At 71.0% G+C, this 15,809-nt stretch carries 16 protein-coding genes; 1 reads left to right on the top strand and 15 read right to left on the bottom strand.

Annotated features, from left to right (window positions below):
• Positions 1-10: 10 nt before the first annotated feature.
• A complete protein-coding gene (locus tag MAA44156_RS06875; protein WP_009977239.1) occupies positions 11-829 on the bottom strand; it encodes a segregation/condensation protein A in 819 nt (272 codons plus the stop codon).
• Positions 826-1,689 (bottom strand): ParA family protein, encoded by an 864-nt coding sequence (locus MAA44156_RS06870; RefSeq protein WP_009977240.1) that lies wholly within the window; start codon positions 1,687-1,689, stop codon positions 826-828. Before MAA44156_RS06870 ends, MAA44156_RS06875 begins: the two co-directional genes overlap by 4 nt.
• A 237-nt stretch (positions 1,690-1,926) precedes the next feature.
• Here MAA44156_RS06870 and MAA44156_RS06865 point away from each other — a divergent pair, with 237 nt between their 5' ends.
• Positions 1,927-2,679 (top strand): O-methyltransferase, encoded by a 753-nt coding sequence (locus MAA44156_RS06865; protein ID WP_011725231.1) that lies wholly within the window; start codon positions 1,927-1,929, stop codon positions 2,677-2,679.
• Between the two features lie 25 nt (positions 2,680-2,704).
• Here MAA44156_RS06865 and xerD read toward each other — a convergent pair whose 3' ends face one another.
• The 13 genes from xerD to tyrS all read right to left on the bottom strand — a co-directional run bounded on the left by xerD (position 2,705) and on the right by tyrS (position 15,803).
• A complete protein-coding gene (gene xerD / locus MAA44156_RS06860) occupies positions 2,705-3,646 on the bottom strand; it encodes a site-specific tyrosine recombinase XerD (RefSeq protein ID WP_009977243.1) in 942 nt (313 codons plus the stop codon).
• Positions 3,643-4,266: an NUDIX domain-containing protein gene (locus MAA44156_RS06855; RefSeq protein WP_003876321.1), complete on the bottom strand. Its 624-nt coding sequence runs from the start codon at positions 4,264-4,266 to the stop codon at positions 3,643-3,645. Before MAA44156_RS06855 ends, xerD begins: the two co-directional genes overlap by 4 nt.
• The gene (pyrG, locus tag MAA44156_RS06850) at positions 4,259-6,010 is read right to left on the bottom strand and encodes a CTP synthase (RefSeq protein ID WP_009977245.1); all 1,752 of its coding nucleotides are present in this window, start codon (positions 6,008-6,010) and stop codon (positions 4,259-4,261) included. The genes MAA44156_RS06855 and pyrG overlap by 8 nt, the downstream gene beginning before the upstream one ends.
• A gap of 122 nt (positions 6,011-6,132) precedes the next feature.
• The gene (locus MAA44156_RS06845) at positions 6,133-7,086 is read right to left on the bottom strand and encodes a copper transporter (protein WP_009977247.1); all 954 of its coding nucleotides are present in this window, start codon (positions 7,084-7,086) and stop codon (positions 6,133-6,135) included.
• Positions 7,087-8,268 (bottom strand): putative cytokinetic ring protein SteA, encoded by a 1,182-nt coding sequence (gene steA / locus MAA44156_RS06840; RefSeq protein ID WP_009977248.1) that lies wholly within the window; start codon positions 8,266-8,268, stop codon positions 7,087-7,089.
• 219 nt (positions 8,269-8,487) lie between these two features.
• On the bottom strand, positions 8,488-10,257 hold the full coding sequence (gene recN / locus MAA44156_RS06835) for a DNA repair protein RecN (RefSeq protein ID WP_009977250.1): 1,770 nt from the start codon (positions 10,255-10,257) through the stop codon (positions 8,488-8,490).
• A 25-nt stretch (positions 10,258-10,282) separates the two neighbouring features.
• Complete coding sequence (locus MAA44156_RS06830; RefSeq protein ID WP_003876316.1) at positions 10,283-11,209, bottom strand: NAD kinase; 927 nt, start codon at positions 11,207-11,209, stop codon at positions 10,283-10,285.
• Complete coding sequence (locus MAA44156_RS06825; protein ID WP_003876315.1) at positions 11,206-12,015, bottom strand: TlyA family RNA methyltransferase; 810 nt, start codon at positions 12,013-12,015, stop codon at positions 11,206-11,208. Before MAA44156_RS06825 ends, MAA44156_RS06830 begins: the two co-directional genes overlap by 4 nt.
• Before the next feature lie 8 nt (positions 12,016-12,023).
• Complete coding sequence (locus MAA44156_RS06820) at positions 12,024-12,209, bottom strand: hypothetical protein (protein WP_003876314.1); 186 nt, start codon at positions 12,207-12,209, stop codon at positions 12,024-12,026.
• Positions 12,210-12,232: 23 nt separating this feature from the next.
• The gene (locus MAA44156_RS06815) at positions 12,233-13,246 is read right to left on the bottom strand and encodes an HAD-IIA family hydrolase (protein ID WP_029248498.1); all 1,014 of its coding nucleotides are present in this window, start codon (positions 13,244-13,246) and stop codon (positions 12,233-12,235) included.
• 10 nt (positions 13,247-13,256) lie between these two features.
• The gene (locus MAA44156_RS06810; RefSeq protein ID WP_121035616.1) at positions 13,257-14,051 is read right to left on the bottom strand and encodes a tetratricopeptide repeat protein; all 795 of its coding nucleotides are present in this window, start codon (positions 14,049-14,051) and stop codon (positions 13,257-13,259) included.
• A 28-nt stretch (positions 14,052-14,079) separates the two neighbouring features.
• The gene (locus MAA44156_RS06805; RefSeq protein WP_009977258.1) at positions 14,080-14,448 is read right to left on the bottom strand and encodes a DUF732 domain-containing protein; all 369 of its coding nucleotides are present in this window, start codon (positions 14,446-14,448) and stop codon (positions 14,080-14,082) included.
• Between the two features lie 89 nt (positions 14,449-14,537).
• Positions 14,538-15,803, bottom strand: coding sequence for a tyrosine--tRNA ligase (gene tyrS / locus MAA44156_RS06800; protein ID WP_009977259.1), 1,266 nt, complete (start codon positions 15,801-15,803; stop codon positions 14,538-14,540).
• Positions 15,804-15,809: the final 6 nt, after the last annotated feature.

Here is a 15,809-nt window from a genome sequence, read left to right as displayed (position 1 = left end):
GCGTTCTCGCTCACAATTCGTCCCGCACCTCTACCAAGGTTTCACCGACCGGACGTTCCCCGGTCCACGAGATTTGGAGCACGCCAAGCGGCTCTGACTGCTCGAATGCTACCGCCCGGGACCGATACAGTTCGAGCAGCGCCAGGAACCGGCCCACCACCTCCATCGATCCCTCGCAGTCGGCGACCAGCTCGGAGAACGTCGCCCACTGCCCGCTGCCCCGCGCTTCCAGGATGGCCAGCAACTTGCGCGCCTGCTCGGGAACCGAGACCTTCACCTCGTGCAGGTGCCCCACCGACACCGTCGGAACGGGCCGCGGGCTGAACGCGACCGCCGCGATCTGGGCGAACCGTTCGGCGTCGACGCCCAGCGTCACCTCGGGCAGCAGTTGGGTGAACCGGTCCTCCAGCGACACCGCGCGCGGATAGCTGCGCAGGGCGCTGGCCTCCAGCTCGGCGAACATCTCGGCGACGTGCTTGAACGCCCGGTACTGCAGCAGCCGGGCGAACAGCAGGTCGCGCACCTCCAGCAGGGCGAGGTCTTCGTCGTCGTCCACCTGTCCGGCCGGCAGCAGCCGGGCGGCCTTCAGGTCGAGCAGGGTGGCGGCGACGACCAGGAACGCGGTGGTCTCCTCCAGCTCCAGCTTGGGGCCGATCTCGCGGGTGTAGGCGATGAAGTCGTCGGTGACCTGGTGCAGCGCCACCTCGGTCACGTCCAGGCGGTGCACGAAGATCAGCTGCAGCAGCAGATCGAACGGCCCCTCGAAATTGGTCAGGCGGACCTGAAAACCGGTCTGGGGTTGCGCCTCACCGTTTGCGGTCGCGTTCACGCGCCGAATCGGTCGATGAACTCGCGGGCCAGCGCGCGGTAGGCGATGGCCCCGGTGGAGCGCGGGGCCCAGGTGGTGATGGGCTCGCCGGCCACGCTGGTCTCCGGGAACCGGACGGTGCGGGTGATGACGGTGTCGAAGACCAGGTCGCCGAAGCGTTCGACGACGCGGGCCATCACCTCGCGCGCGTTGACGGTCCGCGGGTCGTACCGGGTGAGCAGGATCCCGCTGATTTCCAGCTTCGGGTTGAGCCGGTCGCGCACCTTGTCCACGGTGTCGGTGAGCAACGCCAGGCCGCGCAGCGAGAAGTACTCGCACTCGGTGGGGATCACCACACCGTCGGAGCAGGCCAGCCCGTTCACGGTGAGCAGGCCCAGCGACGGCTGGCAGTCGATCAGCACGTAGTCGTAACGGTCCAGCACCGGGTGCAGCGCCCGGCCCAGCGTCTGCTCGCGGCCGACCTCGTTGACCAGCTGGATCTCGGCCGCCGACAGGTCGATGTTGCTGGGCACCAGGTCCATGTGCTTGACCCGGGTCTGCAGCAGCACGTCGTCGATCGACACGCGCGGCTCGACCAGCACGTTGTGGATGGTCTTCTCCAGCTCGTAGTGCGGCACACCCAGGCCCGCTGACAGCGCGCCCTGCGGGTCCATGTCCACCAGCAGCACCCGGCGACCGTACTCGGCGAGCGCCGCACCCAGGTTGATGGTGGACGTGGTCTTCCCGACGCCGCCCTTCTGGTTGCACATGGCGACGACTTTGGCCGGGCCGTGCGAGGTGCGCGGCTGTGGCTCCGGGATCGCCCGCGGCGGCCGCCCGGTCAGGCCGAGCTCGACGCCGTTGTCCGGCCGCTCGGTCATGGCGGGGGTGTTCGGGAGGTGAACATCGTCGGAAAGTCTAACGGGTTCGTCGCGCGAAACCCGGCGACCCGCAGGCAATCAACCAGCCAATATGGGCGGAAATCGGTGGTAGGACGCACATTCCGACAGCCTATTCACTTCCGTCACACCAGCACCAGTTGGCGGGTGGGGACACCGGGCGAAAAAACCGCCGTCGCGGGCACCGGCACGGTCGCCGACGCGCCTATGGTGGCGGCTATGGACCTCAAGCGACGGATACCCCTGCTGCGGTGGTCGGTCTGGCGCATGGCGGCCGGGGTGCAGAACATCACCACCACCGGCCAGATCGGTGACGGACGGGAAGCGGCCGCCGTCGAGTACGTGCTGCGCAACGCGCGGGCCGGCGACATCGACGACGTGCTGGCCACCATCGACAGGTTCGCCTACCAGAAATCGATGCTGATAAATGTCGGCGACGAGAAGGGGCTGATCCTCGACGCCGCGGTGCGCCGCGCCGACCCGGACGTGGCGCTGGAGCTGGGCACCTACTGCGGCTACGGCGCGTTGCGGATCGCCCGGGCCGCCCCGGGCGCCCGGGTGTTCTCGGTCGAACTGGCCGAGGCCAACGCCGCCAACGCCCGCCGGATCTGGGCGCACGCCGGCGTCGCCGACCGGGTGACCTGCGTGGTGGGCACCATCGGCGACGGCGGGCGCACCCTGGACGTCCTGGCCAACGAGCACGGATTCGCTGCCGGCACACTGGATTTCGTGTTTCTCGATCACGACAAGGACGCCTACCTGGCCGACCTGAAGAGCATCATGGACCGGGGCTGGCTACATCCGGGCTCGATCGTGGTCGCCGACAACATCCGCTGGCCGGGCTCGCCGAAGTACCGCGAGTACATGCATGTCCAGCAGGGCAAGCGGTTCGACACCGTCGAGCACAAGACGCATGCCGAGTACCAGACCATGCTCTCCGACCTGATGCTGGAGTCCGAATACCTGGGCTGAGACGCGGCGCGCGGCGGCGAGATGGTCAGCGCGCCCGCGGGTGCGCCTCGGCCCACACCTCGCGCAGCGCGTGCACGGTGACCATGGTGTAGATCTGCGTCGTCGTGACCGAGGCGTGGCCGAGCAACTCCTGCACCACCCGCACGTCGGCGCCGCCCTCGAGCAGGTGGGTGGCGAACGAATGCCGCAGCATGTGCGGCGACACCCCCGAGGTGATCCCGGCGCGCTCGGCCGCGTCCTGCAGCACCTGCCAGGCGCTTTGCCGCGACAACCGGCCGCCGCGCACGTTGAGGAAGATGGCCGGCGTGCCGCGCCCGCGGCGCGCCAGCTCCGAGCGGCCGCGCACCAGATAGGCATCCAGCGCGGCCACGGCGGGACGCCCGATGGGCACCAACCGCTGCTTGCCGCCCTTGCCGCGCAGCAGCACCGACCGGGCCTGGGTGTCGACGTCGTCGACGTCGAGGCCGACGGCCTCGGAGATGCGCGCGCCGGTGGAGTACAGCAGTTCCAGCAACGCCCGGTTCCGCAGGGTCAGCGGGCCGTCGGCGGGGCTCTCGCCGCCCGCCGCCTCCAGCAGCGCCAGCACCTGGTCGATGGTCAGGCTCTTGGGCAGCCGGCGGCCCGGCGTCGGCGGGCGCACGGCGCGGGCGACGTCGAGTTCGGCCAACCCCTCGGCCGCCAGGAACCGGTGCAAGCCGCGCACCGCGATCAGCGCGCGGGCCGCCGACACCGCCGACAGCGCGGCGGCGCCGGTGTCGGGATCGCCGCGGCGCAGCGCCACCAGGAAATCGCTCACGTCGTCCTCGCCCACCTTGGCCAGGTCCGAAATCCCGCGGTCCGACAGGTGTTTGGTGTAGCGGCGCAGGTCGCGCCGATACGAGCTGAGCGTGTTCGCCGCGACGCCCCGCTCGATCGTGAGGTGGTCGAGGTAGCCCTGCAGTTGGGTCTCCAACGCCACCGTCGTCATCGCCCGGCCTTCCGCGCGGGAAACGCCGTGGGCCGGTCCTGCCACGGGCTGTCCACCGGACGCGGTCGCTCAAATCCCGTCGTGACGGCGTGGGCGGCCAAAATCCCTGCCACGGCAATGGCATTGACGATTTCACCGCTGAGCACCTTGCGGGCGGCGTCGGCCAGCGGATACCACTCCAGGGTCATGTCGGCTTCTTCGTCGTGCGCCTCGGGTCGGTCGACCCGGGTCAGGCCGGTGGCCAGATACACCCGCACCGACTCGTCGCTGAAGCCCGGCGTGGAGTTCAGATCGACGAGCACCGCCCAGGTCTCGGCCTTCAGCCCCGCCTCTTCCATCAACTCGCGCGCCGCGGTCAGATGCGCGGCCTCGCCGTGGACGTCGAGCAGCCCGGCGGGCAGCTCCCACAGCCGCCGGCCGAACGCGTGCCGGTATTGGTAGACCATCGGGATGTTGCCGTCGTCGTCCATTGCGACCACGGCGACCGCGCCGAAATGTTCGACGATCTCCCGGGTGACGACCTTGCCGCCCGGCATCCGGACCTGGTCGCGGCGTAGCGCGAAAATCTTTCCGGTGTACAGCGTTTCGGATGACGCCGTCTCGAAGACGTGTTCAGCCACGGGCCGCGGGCTCAGGTATGGGCCGCGCAGCGCTGTCCCGGTGCTGGATGCCGTTGGAGGACTGCTCGGGGATTTCCACCGGAAGCAGTTCTCCCGCTTTGTAATCCATGGCCGCCCCGACGAATGCGACGAACAACGGGTGCGGACGGGTGGGCCGGCTCTTCAGCTCCGGGTGGGCCTGGGTGCCCACGATGAACGGGTGCACGTCGGGCGGGTATTCGACGAACTCCACCAGATGGCCGTCGGGCGATGTTCCGGAGAACCTCAGGCCGCTTTCGGCGATCTTGTCGCGGTAGGCGTTGTTGACCTCGTAGCGGTGCCGGTGCCGCTCCGACACCTGCGTCGTCCCGTAGGCCCGGGCCACGATCGAATCCTCTTCCAGCACAGCGGGATAGGCGCCCAGTCGCATGGTGCCGCCCAGGTCGGCCGCGCCGGCGACGATGTCCACCTGGTCGGCCATCGTGGAGATGACGGGATCCGGTGTGTCCGGGTCGAATTCGGCCGAGTTGGCGCCGGCCAGGCCGGCCGCGCGGGCGGCCTCGATCACAATGCATTGCAGGCCCAGGCACAGCCCCAGCACCGGCAGCCCGCGGGTGCGGGCGTAGTGGATGGCCCCGATCTTGCCCTCGATGCCGCGGATGCCGAACCCGCCGGGGATCAGCACGCCGTGCACCTCCCCCAGCGCCGCCGCGGCACCGGACGCGCTCTCGCAGTCGTCGGAGGCCACCCACACCATCTCGACCTTGGCGTGGTGGAAGAACCCGCCGGCACGCAATGCCTCGGTGACCGACAGGTAGGCGTCGGAAAGCTCAACGTACTTGCCCACCAAGGCGATTCGCACCGTCTCGTGCGGCTCGTGCACCCGGCGCAGCAGGTCGTCCCATTCGGTCCAGTCGACATCGCGGAACGGCAGGTTGAGCCGGCGCACCACGTAGGCGTCGAGCTCCTCGCGGTGCAGCACCTTGGGAATGTCGTAGATGGACGGCGCGTCCGGGGTGGAGATGACGCCGTCGATGTCCACGTCGCACATCAGCGCGATCTTGTTCTTCAGCGCCTCGGGCACGTCGCGGTCGCAGCGCAAGATCAGCGCGTCGGGGGTGATACCGATGCTGCGCAGCGCGGCCACCGAGTGCTGGGTGGGTTTGGTCTTGAGCTCACCGGACGGTGCCAGGTAGGGCACCAGCGACACGTGCAGGAAGAAGACGTTCTCCCGGCCCAGGTCGTGGCGCACCTGCCGGGCCGCCTCCAGGAAGGGCTGCGACTCGATGTCGCCGACGGTGCCGCCGATTTCGGTGATGACGACGTCGGGGCGGTTGCCCTGCGCGTCCGGCTGGGCCATCGCCAGGATGCGGCCCTTGATCTCGTCGGCGATGTGCGGGATCACCTGGACGGTGTCGCCCAGGTATTCACCGCGCCGTTCCTTGGCGATGACGGTCGAATACACCTGTCCCGTAGTGACATTCGCCGAACCGGACAGATCGCGATCCAGGAACCGCTCGTAATGGCCGACGTCGAGGTCGGTTTCGGCGCCGTCCTCGGTGACGAAGACCTCGCCGTGCTGGAACGGGTTCATGGTGCCGGGGTCGACGTTGAGGTACGGATCGAGCTTTTGCATCGTCACGTACAACCCGCGCGCCGTCAGTAGCTGACCGAGGCTGCTGGCGGTCAATCCCTTGCCCAACGAGGATGCGACGCCCCCGCTGACGAAGAGGTGCTTGGTGGCGGTTTGCGGGTGCTTTCGCACAGGCGACCTCCGTGAAGACGGGCAGGGCGTCAAAATTGTTCTAGCGAATCACTAGCTGGGCCTGCCGACCCACGGAAACCCACCCTAACATCCACGGCGCCGCGCCGCGGGGAACACGCCCGCTACTGAGCGACCGTGATCGACGTGGCGCCGTGACCGGTGCCGTACTGCCCGGGGTGGCCGCCGTTCATCAGGTCGTGCAAGCCGAGGACGGCGGTGATGCGGCCCGGCGCGGCGTCGACGTTGTCGACGGTGCTGACCGCGGAGTTCATCCCGGCGTCGGCGCGGGTCACGGCGACGGCGGCGCTTCCGGTCGCCGATCCGTCGCGCCCGGCCAGCAACGTGGCCGAGCCGTGCGGGGCCAGCGCGGCCGAGAACCGGGCCACGCTGACGCCCTGGTTGCCGGCGTCCTGGGGTAGCGCTCCGCCGGTGACGACCAGCGCGGCGTTGGCCGCGCCCAGGTGGTCGCCGCCCTGGTAGGTGATGAAGCCGGTGTCGCGCAGCGCGGCCAGCACGGTGTTGCGCTGGGTCTCGGAAACCTCCGGCGGCGGCGGGCCGGCCGGGGTTGCGTTGGTCAACAACGCGATTCCCATCAGGTCGCCCGCCTGCGAGCCCTGGTCGACGAGCTTGGTGCTCAGCTGCTGGCCGGCGGGCAGCACCGAAGAGTTGACCACCGTCTGCAGCTTCTCCGCGGAATTGGCCTCGACGAATTCCTGGGTCAGCGCCACCGTCGTGGTCACCGTCCCGCCGGCCTGGCCGATGAACTTCGACACCGCGGCCACGTCGTCGTCCTTGGCGTCCGGGGTGCGAAACACCACCACCGACTTGCCGCCCAGCGCGTCGTGCAGCATCCGACCGGCCAGTTGGGTGTCGAAATTGTTTGCCGCGCTGAGCTTTTCGTTCAGCACATTCTTCTGGTCGTTGAGCCCGTTGATCTGGGTGTGCAGGTCGCGCTTCTCGTCACGCAGGCTGGACAGCAAGGTGTCGGACAGGAAGCCGGAGCCCAGTACCACTCCCACGGCCAGCGCCAGGAAGACGGCGGCCAGCGACAGGGCGTGTTGGCGTAGCGAGATCATCTAGGTGACCCACTTCTGCACCATCAGCGAGAAGTGGTTCCAGTAGTCGGTGACCCAGTGCAGCACCACACCGTCTGTCCGCGACACCCACAGCGCGACGATGACGGCGATCAGCATGGTCAGCGCCAGCAGCGCGATGGCGCCCGCCGAGATGTGGTTGCGGTACAGGGTGGCGACGGCCTTGGCGTCCACCACCTTCTCCCCCACCCGCAGCCGGGTCAGGAAGGTGGACGGGTTGCTGTGCGCGCGGGTGCGGTCGAAGAACGTCTCGATGTTGGCGGTGTGGCCCGCCGTCACCAGCAGGGCGGCGCCGTGGTGATCGGCCAGCAGCAGGGCCAGGTCGATGGCCGAGCCGGCGGCCGGGAACGTCATCGCCCCCACGCCCAGGTCCTGGATGCGTTCCAGCCCGGGGGCGTGCCCGTCGGCGTCGGCGGGCAGCACCACCTGGGCGCCGCACTTGAGCGCGTCGGCGCTGATCTGGTCGGGATCGCCGACGATGATCTGCGGCCGATACCCCGCCTTGCGCAACACATCCGCGCCGGTGCCGACCCCGATCAGCGCCGGCTGGTACTCCTTGATGAAGGGCTTGAGCGACTTGAGGTCCTCTTCGGCGCTGGGCTCGTCGGCGACGATCACCACGTGCCTGCGGCGCAGGTCGACGTCGATGTCGGGGATGCCGATGCCGTCGATCAGCAGCGGGCTCTCGCTCTTGATGAACTCGATGGTGTTGCCGGCGAACGCCTCGAGGTGGGCGGCCAGCCCGCTCTTGGCCTCGCGCATCAGGTCGGCGATGTCGTGCTCGGTGCGTTCGGTGCCGCGCACCAGCCGGCGGTCGCCGGCGTACACCCCGCCGTCGTACAGGCGGATCTTGGCGCCGTCTTTGACCTTCTTGAAGATGTCCGGCCCGGCCTCGTCGATCAGCGTCACCCCGTTGTTGACCAGCACCTCCGGCCCCAGGTTGGGGTAGCGGCCCGAGACCGACGGGGAGGCGTTGACTACGGCGGCGATGTCGGCTTCCACCAGGGCGTCGGCGGTGATGCGGTCCAGGTCCAGGACGTCGAGCACGACGATGTCGCCGGGGCAGACCCGGCGCAGCAGTCGGTCGATGTTCCGGTCGACGCGGGCGGTGCCGACGATTCCGGGCCGGTCGGTGTTTCGGGAAAGCAGGCCTGACATCTTCATGGGGGCGATTCTGTCGGTGAAGCGTCGGCGAGGTCGGGAGGCGCGCCGTAACATCAGCCTCACAAGTTATCTAGAGTCCCATTAGTCACAGGTGGGTGCCGAACCGGTCACGAACGTCGACTCGATGCGGGACATTGGGCCCGAGGACGTCAACAAGTCGACGCTCGCCGGGGAAAGGCGCCGGGGAGGTGCCGGAGAGGCGCCGGGGAGGCGCACCTTTTAGATCTCTTCCTTCTGGGCGGCGTCGAGCAGCTCGCGGGCGTGCGCGCGGCCGCTGTCGGACTCGCCGAGCCCGGCCAGCATCCGCGCCAGCTCGGCCACCCGCTCGTCGCCGGTGACCCGGCGCACCACGCTGGTCCCGCGCGGCCCGGCGCCGTGCACCACCAGGTGGACGTCGGCGTAGGCCGCGACCTGCGGCAGATGCGTGACGACGATGACCTGGTGGGTGCGGGCCAGCCGGGCCAGCCGCCGCCCGATCTGGACCGCTGCCCGACCGCCCACGCCGGCGTCCACCTCGTCGAACACCATGGTGGTGCCGACGGTCTCCTTGCGGGAGGCGGCCAGCACCACTTCGAGCGCCAGCATCACCCGGGACAGCTCGCCGCCGGAGGCGCTCTTGGCCAGCGGCAGCCGATCCATCCCGCGGTGTGCGGCGAAGCCGAACTCGACCTGGTCGATGCCGTCGGCGCCGGCCCGCACCCGCTCGCCCGACGGCAGCGTCAGCACCGCCGCATCGTCGGAGCCGGAGCCGGCGGGCACGACGTCGGTGCTCACGTCGATGCTGAACTGCGCGTCGGCCATCGCCAGCCCGGACAGCTCGGCGGTGACCTCCTTGGCCAGCCGCTTGGCGGCCTTGCGCCGGATGGTGCTGAGATCGGCTGCGGCCCCGGCCAATTCGCGGCCGAGCTCCTCGACGCGGGCGGCCAGCGCGCTCAGACCCTCCTCGGAGACGTCGAGTTGGGCGAGTCGCTCCCGCGACTCCCGCGCCCAGGCCAGCACGCCGTCGATGTCGGCGGCGTACTTGCGGGTGAGGCCGCGCAGCTCGGACTGCCGGGCCAGCTTGGCTTCCAGCGCGCTGGCGTCGACCGGTAGTTCCTCCAGGAAACCGGCCAGCTCGCCGGCGGCGTCGACCACCACGGTCAACACCTCGCCGATCTGGCCGGCCAGCGCCAGCAGCTTGGGATCGTCGGTGGATTCCAGTGCGGCCCTTGCCTTTCCGAGCGTGTCGACGGCGGACAGACCGGAGCCGTCGGCGTCGTCGGCGGACAGCGCCGCGCGGGCCGCGGCGGCGGCCTCGCGCAGGGTGTCCAGTTCCGAGAGCCGCATGATCTCGGCGACCAGGGCGTCGTCCTCGCCGGGTTGCGGGCCGACGGCGTCGATCTCGCCCAGCGCGAAGGTCAGCCGGTCGGCCTCCAGCGCGAGTTCGCGCATCCGGTTGCGGCGGTCGGCGAGGTCGCGTCGCGCCGACAGCCAGGCGTCGCGCAGTTTGGTGTAGCGCTCCAGCGCGGGGCCGGCCTTGGCGAACCGGTCCAGCGCGCCGCACTGCTCCTCGGGCCGCATCAGTCGCAACTGGTCGTTCTGCCCGTGCAGGGTCAGCAGTTCGGCGGTGAAGTCGCCCAGCGATTTGGCGGGCACGCTGCGCCCGCCCAGGTACGCGCGCGACGGCCCGTCGCGGTTGACCGAGCGCAGCGCGATCACGCTGCCGTCCTCGTCGCGTTCCGCCCCGGAGGCGTCCAGCATCTCGTCCAGCCTGACCACCAGGGCTTCGTCGAGATCCGTTGTGGTGAAACGGCCTTCGACGATCGCCCGGTTGGCGCCGGAGCGCACCCGGGTGGCGTCGGCGCGGGCCCCGCCCAGCAGGTGCAGGCCGGTGACCACCATGGTCTTGCCGGTGCCGGTCTCGCCGGTCAACACCGTCAGGCCGCGGTCGAACTCCCCGACCGCGGCGCTGATCGCCCCCAGTGACTCGATGCGGATTTCGGTCAGCATGGCAGTCGCAATCCCGTTCGCGCCGTCAGTTGCCGCGCCACCCGGTCACCGGAAGCCGGAACTTGCGCACCAGCCGGTCGGTGAACGGGGCGCTGTCCAGCCGGGCCCACTTCACCGCGGTGTCACACCGTTTGACCTCGATCCGGCTGCCGGCCGGTATCAGCATCTCGCGGCGACCGTCGCAGAACACCAGGGCGTCGTGGCCGTCGGCCTCGATCTCGATCGCGATGGTGGCGGCCGGGCTGGTGACCATGGGCCGACCGAACAGCGCGTGAGCGTTGTTGGGCACCACCAGGATTGCCTCCAGGTCGGGCCAGAGCACCGGGCCGCCCGCGGAGAACGCGTACGCGGTGGATCCGGTGGGCGTCGACACCAGCACGCCGTCGCAGCCGAAGGCCGACACCGGCCGGCCGTCGATCTCGACCACCACCCCGAGCACCCCGAGCCGCGGGCCTTTTTCCAGGCTGACTTCGTTGAGCGCCCAGCCGTGGTCGGACACCGTGCCCTGATGGCGCACCACGACGTCGAGCGTCATCCGGTTCTCCACCCGATAGTCGCGCGCCACAACGTGTTCCAGCACCTTGTCGATGGCCTCGGCTTCGGCCTCGGCCAGAAAACCGATCCGGCCGAGGTTGACGCCGAGCACCGGGATGTCGGCGTTGCGCGCCAATTCCGCGGCCCGCAGAAACGTGCCGTCGCCGCCGAGCACCAGCACCAGCTCGCAGCCGCGGGCGGCCAGCGGGTCGGCGTCGACCACCTCGATCTCGACGCCCATGGCCCGCATGTCGTCGGGCGCCAGGTGCAGCGGCCCCCGGTCGACCGCCTCGGCGGACAGCACGCGCAGCGCAATCCCGTTGTCGCCCAGCACCTTCTGCACCCGGCGTGCCGTCTCGGTTGCTTCTTCGCGGCCGGTGTGGACCACCATCAGGACGGTGCGCTCGGCCGGGGTCACTGCGGTCCGCTTTCCACCGCGCGCCGCACCGCGCGGCACAGCGCGTCGCCGGCCAGCGGGCGGTCGGTGCGGGCGCGCAGCCGCAGGAAGTATTCGACGTTTCCCGACGGTCCGGGCAGCGGGCTGGCGGTGACGTCGACGGGGTGCCAGCCCAGCTCGTCGGCGCGCCGGGCGACCGACAGCACGGCCTGCGCGCGCAATTCGGGGTCGTTCACCACACCCCCGGGCCCGACCTGGCCCTTCCCCACCTCAAACTGCGGCTTCACCATGGGAACGATATCCGCGTGCGGCGCGGCGCAGCCAGCCAGCGCCGGCAACACCGTGCACAGCGAGATGAACGACAGGTCCGCCACCACCAGGTCGGCCGGCCCGCCGATCGCCTCCGGTGTCAGGTCGCGCACGTTGGTCCGTTCCACCACGACCACCCGCGCATCGCTGCGCAGCGACCAGGCCAGCTGGCCGTAGCCCACGTCCACCGCGACCACCTCGGCCGCCCCGCGGTCCAGCAGCACCTCGGTGAACCCACCCGTCGACGCGCCGGCGTCCAGGCAGCGGCGGCCCGCCACCGCGATCTCGAAGGCGTCCAGGGCGCCCAGCAGTTTGTGCGCCCCGCGGGACACCCAGCCGCGTTCGCCGTCCGCGGCGACGGTCAGGGCGGCGGTGACGGCGACGGCGGTGCCCGGTTTGCGGGCCGGCATCCCGTCGATGCTCACCTTGCCGGCGCCGATCAGCTCCGCGGCCTGCTGGCGCGACCGGGCCAGGCCGCGCCGGACCAGCTCGGCGTCAACGCGGGCGCGTCGAGACATCCGCGCACTCAGCCCTTCTCCGCCGACTCCAGCGCAGCCAGCAGCACGTCGTGCGCCTCGGAGAGCCGGCGTGCGATCTCTTCGAGTTCGTCGAGCGAGGGGGCCTTGTCGGGGTCTTCGGTGTCCCCCGGCTGGGGCAGCCTGGCCAGCAAGGCGTCGATTTCAGCGCGAATCTGATCGGGATCGATACTCATCGCGTTACCACGCTAGTCACCCGCTAGTCGGTGCGCACCAAAGACCAGCGCGCCAACGCGGCGCGGGCCCGGTCGTCGCCGGCCCGGATGGGCAGCGTGCCGGCGTCCGGCAAGCCCCAGACCGCGCTGGCGACCGCGCGGACCACCGACAGCCCGTCGCCCGACCTGTCGTCGCGTCCGTCGCCGCTGACCGTGATGGCCGTGTCGCCGACCTCGACCCGCCAGCCCGGCTGCGGCGCCACCGCCAGCGCCGCGGCGTCCTGGTGCAGGGCGCGCAGGTCGTGGCCGACGTAGGTGGGGCGCCGGGCGGGCTTGGCGTACACCGCGTCTCGCGCCGAGTTGACCCCGGTGAGCACCAGCAGGCTGGGCAGCCCGGCGGCGTTGGCGCCCTCGATGTCGGTGTCGAGGCGGTCGCCGATCACCAGCGGCGCGCGGAAGTCGCCGCGGGCCGCCGCGTCGCGCAGCAGCGCCGGCGCCGGTTTGCCCGCGACCTGCGGGGTGGCGCCGGTGGCCGCGGCCACCGCGGCCACCAGGGATCCGTTGCCGGGCAGCAGTCCCCGCTCGGTGGGCAGGGTGAGGTCGATGTTGGCGGCCACCCACACCGCGCCGGCCCGGATGGCCAGCGCCGCCTCGGCGAGGTCCGGCCAGCCGATGGTCATGGACAGGCCCTGCACGACGGCGACGGGGCCGTCGTCGTAGCGGCGCACCGGGCGCAGCCCGACGGCCGCGATCTCGCCGGCCAGTGCCTCAGTGCCCACGATCAGCACCGGCGCGCCGGCCGGCAGCTGGCCGGCCAGCAGGTGGGCGGCGCTCTGGGCGCTGGTGGCCACGTCGTCGGCGGTGGCGGTGAAGCCGAGCTCGGTCAGGTGCGCGGCGACCTCGCCGGCGCTGCGGGATGCGTTGTTGGTGACGAACAACGCGCGCCCGGGCAGCCTCGCCAACGCCTGCACCGCGCCCTCGGTGGGCGAACGCCCGCGAAACGCCGTCCCGTCCAGGTCGATCAGCAGGCAATCATGTTGCTGCGCAAGGGTTTTCACGCCGGACACGTCAGGCGAGTTCACTGACCCGGTCTTCGGCGTCGGTGACGCCGTCAAGGTCGGCGGCCGCGGAATGCAGAAACCATTGCAGCGCCTCGTCGTTGCGGCCGAGCGCCAGCAGCGTGTCGGCGTAGGCGTAGAACAGCCGCGCCGCCGTGGAGCCGGTGCGGGTCGAATCCAGTTGCGGCGTGGACAAAATCGTCAGCGCCTGCTCCAGCTGGCCGAGGTCGGCGCGGGCCCCGGCGGCGACGATGCGCAACTCGTCGGCGTCGTCGCCGGACAGCTCGGCGGCCTCCGGCCCGCGGGCCAGCTCGATCGCGCGCTCCGGACGGCCGAGTCCGCGTTCGCAATCGGCGATCAGGGCCAGCAGCGCGGACTTGCTGCCCATCCGGCGGGCGGCGCGCAACTCCGCCAGCGCCTGGGCCCAATCGCCGCAGTGGTAGGCGGCGATGCCGACCGCCTCGCGGATGGCGGCGATCCGCGACGACCGGGCCCGCGCGGCCCGGGCGTGGCGCAACGCCGCCTCGGGGTCCTCGTCCAGCAGCTCGCCCGCGGCGACCAGGTGCCGCGCCACCGCGTCGGCGGTGGCGCGGTCCAGGGTGCTCAGCTCGCGGCGGATGTCGGGGGCCAGCTGCTTGGCCTCCACCCCCGGCGGTATCGGCGGCCCGTCGGCCGCCGCGCGGTCGGGCGGGGCACCCCGGCGCGCCGGGGTCTGCGGCTGGGCGGGGCGGGCACGACCCGGGCCGGACCACGACGCCGGTCGGCTCCGCCGTTCGCCGCGCTGCGGGTGCCTGTCGTCGACCACGCTGCCGAGAATACGGGCCGCCCCGCGCTCAGGATGCCAGCCGGTTACCGAGCAGCGGCGCGATCACCGCCGGGCAGTAGGTCGCGATCGCCACGATGGTGAACCTGCCCGCGGTCTCGTACGACATTCCGGCGCGCTGCGCCATGTCGGCGGCGACCGCGTCGAACGAGCCGCCGGGCTCAAAAAGCCTCGGGCACACCGACTGTCCCATCGCCATGGTGCTGGTCGGTTGAGTGTAGGCGATCCCGGCGTTGGTCAGCGCCGACAGGAACGCGTTGCCCAGCATGTCGGCGCGGATCGGCGCCGACAGCGTCCCGGCCAGCGCCGCCAGCCCGGCGAGCACCCCCACGGTCAGTCCGGTCAACCGCACCCGCCTCGCGAAAATCACCGTGACCACAGTGCTCGGCCACGGTCACGTCGACGACACGGTGAGGTAAAGATTGTGCACACGTACGCGTTTTGCGCGGCCGTCGGGCCGGCGGCGGTCTATAGCTTTTCCACCCCGGCGATGGTGCGCTTGCCGCGGCGCAGCACCAGCCATTTGCCGTGCAGGAAGTCGGACGGTTGCGGCGCCCAGTCCTCGCGGTCGATGCGCACGTTGTTGACCGAGACGCCGCCCTCGCCGAGGGTGCGCCGGGCGGCCTTGCGGCTCTCGGACAGGCCGCTGGCCACCAACAGGTCGACGATCCCGTCGGGCGCACCGGGTTTGAGCTCGGCGACCGACGTCTCGCGCAGCGCCGCCGCCAGCGTGGCCGCGTCGAGGCGCTCCAGCTCTCCCTGACCGAACAGCGCCCGGCTGGCGTGCTCGACCGCCTCGGTGGCCGCCTCGCCGTGCACCAGCACGGTCAGCTCGCGGGCCAGCCGCCGCTGCGCGGCGCGCTGCTGCGGGCGCTCGGCGGTGGCCCGCTCCAGCTCGCCCAGCTCGTCGGCGCTCAGGAAGGTGAACCAGCGCAGGTAGCGGATCACGTCGGCGTCGGCGGTGTTGAAGAAGTACTGGTACCACGCGTACGGGGTGGTCAGCGCGGGGTCCAGCCACAGGCTGCCGCCGCCGGTGGACTTGCCGAACTTGGTGCCGTCGGCGGCGGTCACCAGCGGCACCGTCAGCGCGTGCACCGTCGCGCCCAGCTTCTGCCGGACCAGCCGCACCCCGGCGATGATGTTGCCCCACTGGTCGGACCCGCCGATCTGCAGCACGCACCCGTAGCGCCGGTGCAACTCGACGTAGTCGTTGGCCTGCAACAGCATGTAGCTGAACTCGGTGTAGGAGATGCCGTCGCCCTCCAGCCGGCGCCGGACGGTGTCGCGGTCCAGCATGACGTTGACCGAGAAGTGCTTGCCGAGGTCGCGCAGGAACTCGATGGCCGACAGGCGGCGGGTCCAGTCCAGGTTGTTGACGACGACGGCGCCGGTGGCGGATTCGTCGAAGTCGACGAAGCGCTCCAGCTGGCCGCGGATCCGCTCGGTCCACTCGGCGACGGTGTCGGCCTCGTTGAGGGTGCGCTCGCCGACGTCGCGCGGGTCGCCGATCATGCCGGTGGCGCCGCCGGCCAGCACGATCGGGCGGTGGCCGGCGCGCTGGAACCGGCGCAGCGCCAGCAGCGGCACCAGGTGTCCGGCGTGCAGGCTCGGCGCGGTGGGGTCGAAGCCGGCGTACACGGTCATCGGCCGGGCTTCGGCGGCCAGCGCGTCGAGGTCGGTGGACTGCGCGATCAGGCCGCGCCAGCCCAGCTCGTCGAGGATCCCGGAAGACATCGCCGC

The organism is Mycobacterium avium subsp. avium, assembly GCF_009741445.1.
In the GTDB taxonomy this organism is placed as follows: Bacteria; Actinomycetota; Actinomycetes; order Mycobacteriales; family Mycobacteriaceae; genus Mycobacterium; species Mycobacterium avium.
The sequence above is the reverse complement of the archived record's forward strand: the minus strand, read 5'-3'. Positions and strand labels throughout refer to the sequence as shown.